The 13,912-nt window shown below is 66.7% G+C and carries 9 protein-coding genes; 4 read left to right on the plus strand and 5 right to left on the minus strand.

The features are described 5' to 3' along the window. From GCN75_RS22865 to GCN75_RS22875, 3 genes are all read right to left on the minus strand, one after another. On the minus strand, window positions 1-929 hold a 929-nt coding region (locus GCN75_RS22865), incomplete at its 3' end, for an AAA family ATPase (protein ID WP_152284443.1). 16 nt (window positions 930-945) lie between these two features. Continuing rightward, a complete protein-coding gene (locus tag GCN75_RS22870) occupies window positions 946-2,172 on the minus strand; it encodes an exonuclease SbcCD subunit D C-terminal domain-containing protein (protein ID WP_152284444.1) in 1,227 nt (408 codons plus the stop codon). 65 nt (window positions 2,173-2,237) lie between these two features. Then, window positions 2,238-5,258, minus strand: coding sequence for a PAS domain-containing protein (locus GCN75_RS22875; protein WP_226941523.1), 3,021 nt, complete (start codon window positions 5,256-5,258; stop codon window positions 2,238-2,240). A 281-nt stretch (window positions 5,259-5,539) separates the two neighbouring features. On the opposite strand from GCN75_RS22875, the gene GCN75_RS22880 reads away from it, so the two are divergent. Together GCN75_RS22880 and GCN75_RS22885 are read left to right on the plus strand one after the other, a co-directional pair. Further along, window positions 5,540-5,911: a YajD family HNH nuclease gene (locus tag GCN75_RS22880; RefSeq protein ID WP_152284445.1), complete on the plus strand. Its 372-nt coding sequence runs from the start codon at window positions 5,540-5,542 to the stop codon at window positions 5,909-5,911. A 22-nt stretch (window positions 5,912-5,933) separates the two neighbouring features. Next, complete coding sequence (locus GCN75_RS22885) at window positions 5,934-6,602, plus strand: response regulator (RefSeq protein ID WP_152284446.1); 669 nt, start codon at window positions 5,934-5,936, stop codon at window positions 6,600-6,602. 63 nt (window positions 6,603-6,665) lie between these two features. Here the strand turns inward: GCN75_RS22885 and GCN75_RS22890 are convergent, their stop codons facing one another. Beyond that, window positions 6,666-8,807, minus strand: coding sequence for a TonB-dependent receptor domain-containing protein (locus GCN75_RS22890; protein ID WP_152284447.1), 2,142 nt, complete (start codon window positions 8,805-8,807; stop codon window positions 6,666-6,668). A 221-nt stretch (window positions 8,808-9,028) separates the two neighbouring features. Between GCN75_RS22890 and GCN75_RS22895 the strand changes: the two genes are divergently transcribed. Next, entirely contained in the window at window positions 9,029-10,390 is a 1,362-nt protein-coding gene (locus tag GCN75_RS22895) for a sensor histidine kinase (RefSeq protein WP_152284448.1), read from the plus strand. Window positions 10,391-10,414: 24 nt separating this feature from the next. Here the strand turns inward: GCN75_RS22895 and GCN75_RS22900 are convergent, their stop codons facing one another. Then, window positions 10,415-13,627 carry a di-heme oxidoredictase family protein gene (locus GCN75_RS22900; RefSeq protein ID WP_152284449.1) on the minus strand — a complete coding sequence of 1,071 codons (3,213 nt, stop codon included), beginning with the start codon at window positions 13,625-13,627 and terminating at the stop codon, window positions 10,415-10,417. Between GCN75_RS22900 and GCN75_RS22905 the strand changes: the two genes are divergently transcribed. Continuing rightward, window positions 13,626-13,814: a hypothetical protein gene (locus tag GCN75_RS22905; RefSeq protein WP_152284450.1), complete on the plus strand. Its 189-nt coding sequence runs from the start codon at window positions 13,626-13,628 to the stop codon at window positions 13,812-13,814. The two genes, GCN75_RS22900 and GCN75_RS22905, sit on opposite strands and share 2 nt — an antisense overlap. Window positions 13,815-13,912: the final 98 nt, after the last annotated feature.

The following is a 13,912-nucleotide window of genomic DNA, read 5'->3' on the forward strand; positions in this document are numbered from 1 at the left end:
CGCGCCGGCTGCAGCAATTCCCATTGCGCCAGCGCCGCGTGGCGCCCGGCCGCTGCGGCGCTGTCGGCGGCCGCGCTGTCGAGCGCCTGCTGCGCGGCCGTCGCCTGGCTTTGCAGCTTGTGCGTCTCCTGGTGCCAGCGCTGCTGCAGTTCCAGCACGGCCTTGCGCAGGTCGATGTGCTGCAGCGTGGTCTCGGCCGCGCCGCACAGCGTTTCGGTCTCGGCCCGTTCTTCCGGCGACAAGGGCCGCTGGTCGGCCAGTTTTTCGCCCAGGCGTTCGAGGATCTGCTTTTCCTTTTTCGCCCGTTCGAAGGCGCGCATGGAAATATCGGTATAGATGCTGCTGCCCGTCAGGGTTTCCAGCAATTCGCCCCGTTCATTGTCTTCCGTCTTGAGGAAGGTGGAAAACTCGTTCTGCGCCAGCAGCACGGCGCGCGTGAACTGGTCGAACGACAGGCCGATGCGTTTTTCGATCTCGTCCTTGACTTCCGTCTTGGTGCCGCCGATGGGCTGCAGCGCGGGCAGCTGGTGCAAGCTCATGGCGGTCGCCTGCAGCGCCCCTTCGGCCCGGGTGCGCGAGCGGCGCACGCTCCAGCGCGCGCGGTAGCTGGCACCGTCGTTGCCGACGAAATCGACTTGCGCGTACCCGTCCGGCGTGCCGCGGCGCAGCAGGGTGCGCGTATCCTGGGCGTTGACGGTTTCCTTGCCCACGTCGGGCAGGGCGCTGCCCCGGCCCAGCACCTTCAACAGGCGCGGCGTGGCGTCGTACAGGGCCAGGCACAGGGCGTCGAGCAGGGTACTCTTGCCCGCGCCCGTGGGGCCGCTGATGGCAAACAGGCCCGCGGACGCCAGCGGTTCCTGCTGGAAGTCGACTTCAAATTCGCCGGCCAGCGAGGCCAGGTTCTTGCCACTGATTTTCAGTATTTTCATGGTTGTTCTGGAGCAGTCATGCGCCGGGCAGCAGCAGCTCGGCCAGCGCCGACAGTTGTTCGGGCGGCGCTTCCTTGTCGTATTTCTGCAGGTACAGGCGGCGGAAGATGTCGTCGGGTTGCAGCTGGCCCAGCTGGTCGAGCGTCATGTTGTCGGGGGCGCTGCTGCGCGCGGCGCTCGACGTTTCGATCTTCGCCAGGCGCACGGGTTTGCCGTCCAGCGCCGTTTCGATGCGCATGCGCAGGCCCGGTTCGGGCGCGTCCAGGCGCACGCGCACTTCCAGAAAGGGCTGCGCTTCCGGTGGCGCTTCGGGCACGTCGAGGGCGGCCAGCTGCGCCAGCACTTCGCCGATGGGCGCCGGCGCCGCTGGCACGCGCAAGAGGGGCACGGCGCGCGGCACTTCGATGGCGCGCACTTCGCGCAGCTGCTCGCCGTCGATGTCCAGGCACAGCACCTGGTGGCGATAATTGACTTCGGCGAACGACAGGGGAATGGGGCTGCCGCAATAGCGGATATGTTCCTGTCCGCCCACGGCTTGCGCCTTGTGCAGATGGCCCAGCGCCGCATACGCGATGGCGGCGTCAAAAATCCCCGACGGCAGCATCTCGGTGCCGCCGATGACGATGCGCCGCTCGGAATCGTTGGACATTTCGCCGCCCACCATATGGCAGTGGCCCATGGCGACGATGGCTTGCCCCGGCTGGCGGCGCGCCAGCGCCAGGTCAGTCAACTGGCGGTACAGCAGGGCGATGCCGCCCAGGTAGGCGTCCTGCGTGTCGCCGGCCGGCAGTTTCGGCACGTCGCCGGGACGCAGGAAAGGCACGGCCAGGCACCAGGCCTGCACCTGGCCATCGCTGCCGGCCAGCGGCAGCAGCAGGCGTTCCAGGTCGATATCGCCCGCCGCATCGCGCAGCAAATGGCCGATCACGTGCGTGCCGTGCGCGGCCAGCAGGGGGCCGGGCGCTTCCAGCCGGCCGGCCGAATCGTGGTTGCCCGCGACGACGACCAGCTGCAGCGCGGGCAGGCGCGCGCGCGCCTGCTGCAGGAACACGTACAGCTGCTTTTGCGAGGCGGCCGATGGGTTGGCGTTGTCGAATACGTCGCCCGCGACGAGCAGCACGTCGGCCCGTTCGGCCACGAGGGTGTCGAGCAGCCAGTCGAGGAAGCGCTGGTGTTCGTAGCCCCGCTCGTAATTGTGCAGGGTCTGGCCCAGATGCCAGTCGGAAGTGTGCAGCAGGCGCATGGTGGGGCAAGGGTAGGGAAGACAGGCGCCAATATAGCAGGAATGACCGGGGTCAGAGCCAGCCTTCAATCGATAGTCGCGCCGGCGCGATAGGTATTGCGGCCATCCTGCTTGGCCTGGTACAGCAGCACGTCGGCCCGCTGCAGCAGCATGGCGGGGGAAATGTCTTCGTCGCGGTAGAAGGCCAGGCCGATGCTGGCGGAAATGTGCACGCTGATGCCATCGAGTTCGAACGGCTGCCGCATGGCGGCGACGATTTTTTCCGCCAGCACGGCCGCGTCGTCGGGCCGGGCGATCTGCTCCATGATGATGGTGAATTCGTCGCCGCCCAGGCGGGCGATGATGTCGGTGGCGCGCATGGTCTGCGTCAGGCGCTGGGCGAAGGCGCGCAGCAGGGCGTCGCCCGTGCCGTGGCCGTGCGTGTCGTTGACGGGCTTGAAGCGGTCGATATCCATGTACATGACGGCCATCAGGTGCTGCTGCTGGCGGCTGGCGTGCATGGCGTCGCTGAGTTTTTGCTGGAAGCCCGCGCGGTTCGACAAGCCCGTCAGGGCATCGACCTGGGCCAGCTTCAGCAGGCGCTGTTTCTCGCGCTTTTGCACGGTGATATCCTGGCGCATCACGTGAAAGCCCACCACCTGCAGCTTGTCTTCGCCGATCTGCGGGATATAGATCACTTCCATGCAGCGCTCGATGCCTTCCTTGTCGTCTTCTTCCTCGAAGCTCAGGGTCTCGCCGGCCAGCACGCGCTCGATGTACGGCGCCACCGTGCGGTAGCGCGCCTCGCCCACGGTGGCGCGCACGCTGCTGCCCAGCGCCTGCCGGCCCGTCAGGCCGAATTCGCGTTCATACGCGATGTTCAGGAAGCGGTAGACCTGGTCGGCATCGATGTAGGCGATCATGGCCGGCAGGGTGTCGGCGATGGTGCGCAGGCGCGCTTCGCTTTCCAGCAGCGCCACTTCCGATTCGCGCAAGGTGGTGATGTCGTCCAGGCTGCCCACGTAGCCTTCGATCTGGCCGTCGATGAGGATGGGGGCGATCTTTACGGAGACCCACACCAGCCTGCCGTCGCGCTGCAGGCAGCGCAGGGTGGACTGGAACGGCGCGTGGCTGCGTGTGAGCTGCTCCAGCGCCACGTGCATCAGCGGATAGTCTTCCGGGTGCAGCGCGCTGGTCCAGCCGGCGCCCAGGGCGGCGGCGCGCGGCAGGCCCGTGATCGATTCGAAGGTGCGGTTGACGTAGGTGCAGCGGCGCTGGCGGTCCAGGCGCACCAGCCCCAGCGGCGAGGCGTCGTTGACGGCGGCCAGTTCGGCCTGTTTCTGGCGCAGTTCCAGTTCCTGCTGGCGGCGCTGCGAGATATCCTCGGCGATGCACAGGATATGCTCGACCTGCTGGCGCTCGTCGAACACGGGCACGGAGACGGCGTGCAGGTAGCGCAGGCTGCCGTCAGACAGGCGCAGCGGCTTTTCCGTATGGTCGATGACGCCCCGTTCGGCCAGGATGGCGCGGTCGTCCTCGGCATCGTGCAGGCCGAAGTCGGGCGGGAAGGCCTCGCAGTCGGTCTTGCCGATGACGTCGGCGGCCAGGTGGCCGGTGATGTCCTCGGCCGCCTTGTTCCACACTTCCATCTGGCCGAAATTTTCCGGCCGCGCGCTTTTCACGTAGACCAGCACGGGCAAATGGTCGATCAGCGACTGCAGGAAGCTGCGGTTGTCCTGCAGCGCCAGTTCGTCGTGCTTGCGCGCGCTGATGTCGCGCGAGGTGACGGCCACGCCGTCGGCGATGGGCACGACCTGGTGGCGCAGCCAGCGCGTGCCGCCCGAGGCCAAGGTCAGCTCGAATTCATCTTCCAGCGGCTGGCCCGTTTCCATCACCAGCAAAAAGCGCTTGAAGAAGCGCTCGCCGCGCAGCAGCGGCACCTGCGGCAGCACGCGCTGGCCTAGCAGTTCCGAGCGCGGCTTGCCCAGCATGTCGGCGGCCCGCTCGTTGACGTCGGCGAAAATGAAGTCTTCCACGGGCTTGCCCGGCGCGGGGCGCCAGGCTTTCAGCAGCAGCACGGCGTCGAGGCTGCCCTGGTGCGCCGCGCGCAGCAGCGCTTGCGTTTCCTTGGCCTGGCGGATGCTGCGGCGCAGGCGCGCGCTCTGGCGCGTCAGCAGCGCCGTGAAGCCGGCGATCAGCAGGCTGGCGGCGATCAGCGCGCCCAGGTATATCTTGCGGCGGTGTTCGAAACGGGCCAGGGCAGCGGCACGGCTCACACCCACCACGGCCAGCAGCGGGTAGCGGGGCAGCTCGCGGTAGCTGTAGATGCGCGAGGTGGCGTCGACGGGCGGCTCGATCACCAGTTCTTCCGGCGCGTGATCCGGCGCGCCGGGCATGCGGAAATCGATGCGGTCGCTGATGATCAATTGCTCGCCGATGCGTCCCACCGTCAGGCCGCTGTCGCGCGCCACCAGCATCAGGGCGCCGTGTTCGTCGAGGTTCAGGCGGTCGTAGTCGTCGACGAAATACGTGGGATCGACGTGGATGATGATGGCGCCGGCGAAGCGGCCCTGGCCATCGTTCAGGCGGCGCGCCAGGCGGATGGTCCAGTGCTTGCTGGCCGCGTCGAGCATGGGCGTGTCGACCAGGGCCGTGTCGGCCGGATTGGCGGCCAGCGCGCGGAAGAAGGCCTGGTGCGCCAGCTTTTCCGGGAAATACGCGTTGGCGCTGTCGGTCACGTTGCCATGCGCGTCGACCAGGGCGATGGGCAATTCCAGCTTCGACGGCAGCACGCTGTCGAGCAGTCCCTGGCGGCGCGTGAATTCGTTGAGGCGCAGCTCGCCGCCAGACTCCTCGTATTTGAGCTTGAACAGCTGCGTGGCGTGGTCGGTCTGGCGCAGGATGTAGCTGGTATGGTCGGCCAGTGTGCGCGCCAGGGTCTGGCTGCCGGCGACGGCGTCGCGCACGGCCCCGGCCTGTTCCTGGCCCACCTGATAGATGACGGCGCCCCACATCACGAGCAGCAGCAGGAGCGCGAACAGGGGCACCAGGCTGATGCTGTAAAGGCGGCTGGCAAGGCGTTGCAGGGGTCTTGTTATCGCTATCACGGGCGCTTGCAGGCTAGAGTCATGGAAAAGGGGAGGGGCGGCGTGGCGCGCATGATAGCCGAAATCGGCGGTCCTGCGCTGAACCCGGTGCTGTCGCTCCCATCGTCTGTTCGTGGTCTGTCGCTGGCCTTATTCTGCGTTAAATCAGGTAGCTGTGGTGCCGCGCACGTTAAAAAAAGCACGCCGCCCCCCATACGGGCGGGCGCCGTGGCAGAAAAAGTACAATTGCGCCCCCATCCTCTTTAAAATGGATGCTTCTTCCTCCCATATCGAAAGTTGTCATGCAGAGTAAAAAGCCCGACGCGGCAAGACTGGACAAGATCGTGGCCGAAGCGCGCCGCGCCGCCGACCAGCGCGAGAGCGGCTACCGCGAACGCTCGCTGAAGATGTATCCGTGGGTGTGCGGCCGCTGCATGCGCGAATTCACGCGTGCCAACGTGCAGCAGCTGACGGTGCACCACCGCGACCATAACCACGACAACAATCCGCCCGATGGCAGCAACTGGGAACTGCTATGCCTGTATTGCCACGACAATGAGCACTCGCGCTACCTGGAAGCGGACCGCGGCGCCGGCCTGCTGTCGGCCGACGTGGCGCCGGCCACGCACAATCCCTTCGCCGCGCTGGCGGGCCTGATCAAGAAAAAGGACTGAGCGGCCCATCCCGCCTGACCCCATGCGCATCTTGCTGACCGAAGACGACCCGCAGCTGGGCCGCGCCATGCAGATCGGCCTGGAACAGGACGGCTACGCCGTCGACTGGGTCACGAGCGCCGAACACGCGCACACGGCCGTGCGCCTGCACGACTATGGCTGCATCCTGCTGGACCTGGGCTTGCCGGGGCAGGATGGCATGCAGGCGCTGGGCGTGCTGCGCGACAATGGCTACAGCGGCGCCGTGCTGGTCGTCACGGCGCGCGACCAGGTGGGCGAGCGCATCGCGGGCCTCGACGCGGGTGCCGACGATTTTCTCGTCAAGCCGTTCGACCTCGACGAGCTGGCCGCACGCATCCGCAGCGCCTGCCGGCGCGCCAGCGGGCGCCTGCGCGAAAATCTCGTGCACGGCGAGCTGGTGCTCGATATCGCGGACCGGCAGGTGACGCAGGGGGGCGTGCCCGTGAGCTTGACGGTGAAGGAGTTCCGCATCCTGCAATTACTGCTGGAACACGGCGGCCGGGTGCTGAGCCGGGAACAGCTGGAGAAAAACCTGTACAGCTGGGGCGATGAAGTGGAAAGCAATGCCGTGCAAGTGCATATCCACCACCTGCGCAAGAAGCTGGGGCGCGAACTGATACGCACCGTGCATGCGATCGGCTATTGCATCGACAAGCCGAAAGCGGCGTGACAATAGAAAACGGGCCGCCCTGCGGCAGCCCGTTGCGGCGATGCTTAACGCGTCGTCACGGCATCAGAAATCGACGGTGGCCGACAGCCACAAACGGCGTCCGTCCAGGCTGTTGACATAGCGGTTGGCGTAATTCAATGCCGGTGCGCGGTACGGCTGGTAGTCGATGAAGTCCTTGTTGAGCAGGTTGTACACGGCTGCGTTCAGCGTGACGCGCTTGTTCAACTGGTAGCTGCTGCCCAGGTGCAGCATGGTGTAGCCCTTGTAGTCGCCCAGCGCGGCCTTGGCGGCGCGCGTGGTCGCCGAGGTGCCCGGATCGCGGAAGCGCTCGCTGCGGTATTCACCGCGCAGCCAGCTGTTCCACACAGGCGAAATGTCCCAGCTCAGGCGCGCGTTGACGGCGTGCTTGGGCGTATCGCTGAGCGGCATGCCCGCGTTGCTGCCGCTCTTCTGTTCGCTTTCCGTGTACGTGTAGTTGGCGCTGGCCGACAGGGTCTTGCCCAGCGGGAAACGGGTGTTCAGCTCGACGCCGCGCGTGACGGCCTCGTCCACGTTGATCGACTGGCCGAACGCGTCCACATTGGGCCAGTTGCCGAAGCTGACGCAGCCGGGACGGTTCGGCGATGGACGATAGCTGCAGTTGAGCAATCCCGTGCCCGTCGTGATCTTGTCCTTGAATTCGTTATTGAACAGGGAGCCGCTGGCGGTCCAGCCGGCCAGATTGTCGAAGTACGCGCCGATTTCCGTTGTCGTGCTCGTTTCCGGCTTCAGGTTCGGGCTGCCGACGAGGGGTATCGTGCCCTGGCCGCCGAAACCGTTGATGCCCGGCGACAGCTGCTCCACGCGCGGCGTCTTGTAGCCCTTGCTGACGCCGCCCTTGATGGTCCAGCTCGGGGTAGCGTTCCACACGGCATAGGCGCGCGGACTGGTCTGGCCGCCAAAGATGCTGTGATCGTCGTAGCGTGCACCCACCGTCAGGGCAACATTGTCCAGCACTTGCCATTCGTCTTCGAGGAACAGGGCTTTTTGCGTGAACTCGAATTTTTTCGGCGCCACCCCGTCCGTCATTTCCGCTTTCCACCACTGCGCGCCGACGGTGGTCATGTGCTTGCCCAAAGGTAATACCAATTTGGTATCGAAGACCTGGCTTTCCACTTCCAGGGTACGCGCGCTGCCGGCCACGGCGCCCGGCGTGCCCGGCGGAATCGTGCGGCCCAGGGTTTCCGTCTTGTTCACCATGTAGCTGCTGTCCAGGGTGCCGAAGCCGAAGCGGCCCGTGTGCGACAGGGTCCACTGGTCGCGCTTGTATTTCTGCTCGGGGCCGTAGCCGCCCTGCACCGACTGCGTGCCCAGCTGGCCGCGCGAATTGTCATAGGTCTGGCGTCCCGCGTCCGCGTCGAGGATGACGGTATGGAAACGGTTCGGCGTGAACGCCAGGCGCGCGCCGAAGTTGTCCACGTCCGAGCGCACGGGGTTGGCACCCATGCTGGCGGGCACTTGCGCGCCGACCGCATTGGGGATGCTGATATCGGCCGCGTCGCGGCGCTGCTTGCTGCCGCGCAGGGACAGGCCCAGCAGGTCGGTGGCGATGGGGCCGCTCAGGTAGAAGCGGCCTGCCTTGACGTCGCCGAAGTCCGATTCTTGCTGCACGGTGTAGTCGGCCGAGACGGAACCCATCCACTGCTTGCCCACCTTGCGCGTGATGATGTTGATCACGCCGCCCATGGCGTCCGAGCCGTACAGGGTCGACATGGGGCCGCGGATGATCTCGATGCGTTCGATGGCGGCCAGCGGCGGCATGAAGCTCGTCTGCGTGCCACCGAAGCCGTTCGGCGTGACGTTGCCGGCCGCGTTCTGGCGGCGGCCATCGATCAGGATCAGGGTGTAGTCGCTGGGCATGCCGCGGATGCTGATGTTCATGCCGCCCGTCTTGTCGCCCGCCGCGCCCACGTCGATGCCTTCCACGCTTTCCAGCGCCTGCGTCAGGTTGCCGAAGCGTTCCTTCGACAGCTCCTGGCGCGTCAGCACGGTGATCGAGGCGGGCGCCTGCTTGATATCCTGCTCGAAGCCGGAGGCGGAAACCACCACTTCCGGCATGCTGGCCGGCGCCGTCTGGGCGTGTGCCGGCAGGCAGGACAGGGCGGCCAAGGCCAGGGCCAGGGTGGTGGGACGCGGCAGGCGCGCGCGGCGGGTGCTGTTGGGCATGCAAACTCCTGAGGGTGAATTAATTATTGGTCTGTATTGTTGAGGTAATGGGAATCATGAAAGCAATAAGAATCATTTACAATTGCCGGCATGGCTTCCCAAAAAATATTTCGCTCCGGATCTTGCGCAGAAGTTCTTAAGAGATTCTTAACTGCCGGCGCCGGCGTGCAATCGCTCGTTCGCGCCCACCCGATGCCTGCCGACGCCGTCATGGCTGGCGCATGAGCGGCCGTGCCTTGAACACCTGGTCGCTGCGGCGCACCTTGCTGGCCGTGCTGCTGGGCCTGACCCTGGCCCTGTGGGTGGGCAGCGCCGCCATCGTGTACGTGGAAGCGCGCCGCGAAAGCCAGGAATTGTTCGATCAGTCGCTGATCGAGACGGGCCATTTGCTGCTGTCGCTGGTGGAAAAGGACGTGCGCGAACATGGCTTGACGGGGCCCATCGACCTGCCCCTGCGCGGCCATCCGAACCCCCACCATTATTTGCTGTTCAAGGTGCGCGACGCGCAGCAGCGCGTGCTGTACCGCAATGACGCGGCGTCCGACATCGCCCTGTCGCGCAGCGCGCCCGACGGCCTGTCGTGGACGACGATCGCCGGCCAGCGCTGGCGCCTGTATTCGCTGTGGGACCAGCAGCGCAGCCTGCAGCTGCTGGTGGCCGAGCCGACCAGCCACCGCGACGACATCAGCCGCGGCTTCTTTTACCGCATCGCGCTGTTCGGCCTGCTGCTGGTGGCGCTGGCCACCGTCGCCATCTGGTGGAGCATCCACCGCGTGTTTCGCGTGCTGCAGGCGTCCGCCGATGAAGTGTCGGCGCGCACGCCCGACGAGCTGGCCGACGTGCAGGTGCGCGGCGCGCCCACCGAACTGCATCCGCTGCTGCTGGAAATTAACCGCCTGTTCGGACGCGTGCGGCACAGCCGCGACAACGAGCAGCGCTTCACGGCCGATGCGGCGCATGAACTGCGCACGCCGCTGGCCGCCATCAAGACCAATCTGCAAGTGCTGCAGCGGGCCCGCAGCGCGGCCGAACGCGACGAATTCATCGCCGGCCTGAGCGCCAGCGTGGAGCGCGCCACGCGCCTCGTCAACCAGTTGCTGGCGCTGGCGCAGCTCGACCCGCAGGTGCAGGCCGGGACGGCGCTGGCGCCGGGCGACCTGGCGCCGCTGCTGGCGCGGCAGGAAGAAGCGTGGCAGGCGCTGGCCGCGCCGTACGGGTTGTCGCTGGCGGTGAACGCGGCGCCGGCGCCGTGCGCGCTGCATGACGACAGCCTGCAGATGCTGCTGCGTAACCTGGTCGACAATGCGCTGCGCTACACGCCGGCGCCGGGTGTCGTCGTCGTCAGCTGCGGCGTGGAAGGGGGGCGCAGTTTCCTGCGCGTGGTCGATACGGGGCCGGGCATCGCCGAAGACATGCGCGAGCGCGTGTTCGAGCGCTTCGTGCGCCTGGGCGGAGGACAGTTGCCCGGCAGCGGGCTGGGATTGTCGATCGTGCGCCGCATCGCCGAACGGCATGGCGCGCAGATCGTGCTGGGGACCGGCCTGCAGGGCCGGGGGCTGGCGGTGACCGTCATCTTTCCATGACGGCACCGCCAATGCGTCAAGCGCTTACAGCGACTTCAGGAAAGCCAGCAGCGCGTCGCGCTCCGTCTTCGACAGCTGCTCGAAACGCTGGCGCGCCTTCGTCCCTTCACCGCCGTGCCACAGGATCGCTTCCGTCAGGCTGCGCGCGCGGCCGTCGTGCAAATAGCCGGCCTGACCGCCATTGCCCATGACCTTTTCCGTGTAGCCGATGCCCCACAGGGGCGCCGTGCGCCACATCTGGCCCTGCGCCTGGCCTTCGCTGAACTTGTCGGCCAGCTCGGGACCCATGTCGTGCAGCAGCAGGTCGGTGTACGGGCGGATGGTCTGGTTGCGCAATTCCGCAAACAGGTGTCCCGCACCCGTCTTCATTTCTACCGTATGGCAGGCAGCGCAGCGCATGCCCTGGAACAGTTTCGCACCGGCGCCAACCTGCTGCGGGTCGACCTTGAGTTCCTCGATCGGCGCCACGCCTTTCGGGAAACCGCTGGCGATGCTGCGCTGGGCCGGCACGGCCACCAGGGCCAGGTATTGCGTGATCGACTGCAGGTCTGCTTCCGAGATGCCGGGCTGCGCGCCGCCCGCCGCGCAGGCTGCGGGTCCGGCCATGCAGGCGCGGTTGCGGTAGACGGGCGAGGTGACGGCCATGTCCAGCAGCAGCGCGTCGGCGGCCTGGTGGCGCAGGGTGGCCTTCGATGCCTTCCAGCCGAAGCGGCCCAGGCGCACTGCGCCCGTTTCCGGGTCATACACATAGTTGGGCTGCCCCTTGACGCCATCGGCGTCCGGCGTGCCGCGGGCGCGCGCCACGATATCGGCTTCCGGCACGGCTTCCAGCAAGCCCGTGCCGATCATCGGCGGCGCCGCGCGCAGCGAGACGATGGCCGGCACGGGACCTTCGAAGGCCAGCGTCGGCTTGCGCAGTTCCACCACCGTGCCGTCGGCCAGGGTCGTCTTGCGGGCCGTAAAACCGCCCACGCTGACGCTGTTGCCCCAGTTCTGCGGCGCGCCGGCAGGCGACACGGCATTCATCTGGATCGCCGTGCCGTACTGCGGGTGCGGCACCTGCTGGCCCGCCGCGTTGAGGCTGGCGACGCGCACGGCCATGGTGTCGAGGCGCTGGTTCAGGGCCACGGGCGCGGGGCTGCGGCCGTTGTTGACGTGGCAGGCGATGCAGGCCGACTGTCCGTAGCGCTGTCCCTGCAGCTTGACGGCGGGCGCGTAGCGGTCGTTGCCGCCCTCATTGTGCTCGCCGGTGGTGAAATTCGTGTGCACCAGGCGGCGGCCTTCGACGAAGCGCTGCATGTTCTGCATGCCGATATGGTTGTGCGGCTGCTGGAACATGAACAGGGCATTGTCCGAGTAGTTATACGACACGGAGCCGAGGCCGCCCGACAGCGTCTCTTCCGGCAGCGGCACGGAATTGAGGCGCGGCTGCACGCCGTACCATGGCCGCAATCCCGCGCCCACCACGTAGGTCCATTCATACGAGTAGTAGCGGATGCCGCCGTCGTCGCCTTTCGACGCCATCGAGGCGGTGGTGGAAAACATCGATGGCGACACTTCGATGATGTCGCCCGCCGTCAGCGCGCGCGCCTTGACGTCCGTGCCGTTCGGCATGCCGGCCGCATCGAGGCCGCCATGGCCCGGGTATTCCTTGATCAGGAGGGTGCAGGCGCCGTTGATGCCGTTGGCGTTCGTCAGCCTGTCGTTCGCGGGGTAGGCCATGGGCTTGCAGACGGGGACATTGCGGTCCACCAGCTCGCCCGGCGACATCCAGCCATAGCCCGTCACGCCTGGACGGTCGAAGCCGCGGAAGAAGGCCACGCCGCCGGAGAGGAAGTCGACGGTGGTGTACTGGTTGACGATCAGGGTGGGCTTGGTGACGCCGCGCACCTTGCTGTTGTCGATGATTTCCACGCCCCAGGTGCGGTTCTTGAAATACTGCGGCACGAACGTCAGGTAGTTGCCCGGTCCCTTGTCCTGCGGCAGTCCCGTGACGGGATCGACCGTTTCATTCGGGCCGTAGCCGATCTCGTTCCATTCCTCGCCCCGTTCGCGGCCATGGCGCGCCAGGCCCCGCGCGCCGAAACGCGTCACCAGCGTGCCGTCGGCCAGGGTGAATTGCAGGCTTTCCAGCGGCTGCGCGGCGGCCGGCAGCGGCGTCATTGCCGTGCCATCGGCGGGAAATTTCAGCGCCGAGGTGGCGGTGGACGGCAGGCTGTTGTCGCTGCCCGGCGACTTGAAGCTCACTTCCAGCAGCGAGTAGCCGTACTGCGTGGCGCGCGCCACGCCCTGCAGACGGATGTAGCGCGCATGCACGCCCAGGTTGAAGAATTCCTCGGTGCCGCCGCGGCCATTCGTCACGTAGCGGATCTGCGACCATTGCTGGCCGTCGTCGGATACTTGCAGCGCGTACTGCTTGCCGTACGCGTTTTCCCACAGCAGCTTCATGTAGCCGACGGGCGTCTTCGCGCCGAAGTCGAACTGGATCCAGGCGCCGTCCTCGAACTTGCTGGCCCAGCGGGTGGTCGTCTTGCCGTCGATCGCCATGGCGGCCGACATGCCGTTGTTTTCCACGGGCGAGGAGGTGGCCGCCACGGGGCGGATCTCCAAGCCGGGCTGGTTCGGGTCGCCCGTCACGGGCGGTTCGGTGACGGGCGGCGTGTCGGGCGGCAGCACGGGCGTGCCCGAGAAGGCCTGGATTTCAAAGATCGAATAGCCGTACTGGCCCGCGCGTTTCACGCCCTGCATGCGCAGGTAGCGTCCCTGCGCGCTAAAGCCCGTGATGTCCTCGATGCCGCCCTTGCTGTCGTCGACGCGCTGGACGGTGGTCCAGTGCGCATTGTCGTCCGACACCTGCAGCAGGTAGGCGCTGGCGTGCGCGTTTTCCCAGGCGATGCGCACGCGCGTGATGGTTTGCGGGGCGCCGAAATCGAGCGTCAGGTATTCGTTGTCCGTAAAGGCGCTGCCCCAGCGCGTGCCGTCGTTGCGGTCGATGGCGGCGCTGGCCGACAGGTCGCCCCGTTCCGCCGAGCTGGCCGTGGCGGCGACGGGCGTGAGCGCCGTTTCCGATGCGGTTTGCGCCAGCAGGCGCTGGGCCATGGGCGGCGCGCTGGCGGCCTCTCCACCGCCGCCGCCGCATGCGGCCAGCAGCATGGCCAGGGCCAGCGGCAGGCCCTGTCTTGAAAAGCGCGCGAGGCGGGGCCGTTGTGGCCGGTGCCGAAGCGGGGATGTATGCATGTTCTCTTCCTTGTTTTTATTGATTAATGTCAGATTGGTCAAACTGGCCAGGCCCGCCGTCTCCGCCTCCCCGCTGCATGGGGCGCCACCACCGTTGCACACCTTGCGGCCGGACGGCGGCAGCGGCGGTGTGACGGGATGCGGGCTGGGAGGTGATTTAATTGCCGAGTGGCAATATTTTCCCTAACTTATAGAAGCGCTTAGGGCATGTCAAGAGGCCGCATGCAGTTGTCATCAACTGGTCATGCGGCAGCCGGTTTTTGCACTATGGCGGTGCGGAACATG

Origin of the sequence: Janthinobacterium violaceinigrum (assembly GCF_009208555.1) — a bacterium.
Taxonomy (GTDB): Bacteria; Pseudomonadota; Gammaproteobacteria; order Burkholderiales; family Burkholderiaceae_D; genus Janthinobacterium; species Janthinobacterium violaceinigrum.

Excerpts from the sequence above, each read along its gene's own strand:
- GCN75_RS22870 (WP_152284444.1), bottom strand. The coding sequence starts at position 2,172 with ATGCGCCTGCTGCACACTTCCGACTGGCATCTGGGCCAGACCCTGCAC.
- GCN75_RS22880 (WP_152284445.1), top strand. The coding sequence starts at position 5,540 with ATGCAGAGTAAAAAGCCCGACGCGGCAAGACTGGACAAGATCGTGGCC.
- GCN75_RS22885 (WP_152284446.1), top strand. The coding sequence starts at position 5,934 with ATGCGCATCTTGCTGACCGAAGACGACCCGCAGCTGGGCCGCGCCATG.
- GCN75_RS22890 (WP_152284447.1), bottom strand. The coding sequence starts at position 8,807 with ATGCCCAACAGCACCCGCCGCGCGCGCCTGCCGCGTCCCACCACCCTG.
- GCN75_RS22895 (WP_152284448.1), top strand. The coding sequence starts at position 9,029 with ATGAGCGGCCGTGCCTTGAACACCTGGTCGCTGCGGCGCACCTTGCTG.
- GCN75_RS22905 (WP_152284450.1), top strand. The coding sequence starts at position 13,626 with ATGTTCTCTTCCTTGTTTTTATTGATTAATGTCAGATTGGTCAAACTG.
- GCN75_RS22900 (WP_152284449.1), bottom strand. The coding sequence starts at position 13,627 with ATGCATACATCCCCGCTTCGGCACCGGCCACAACGGCCCCGCCTCGCG.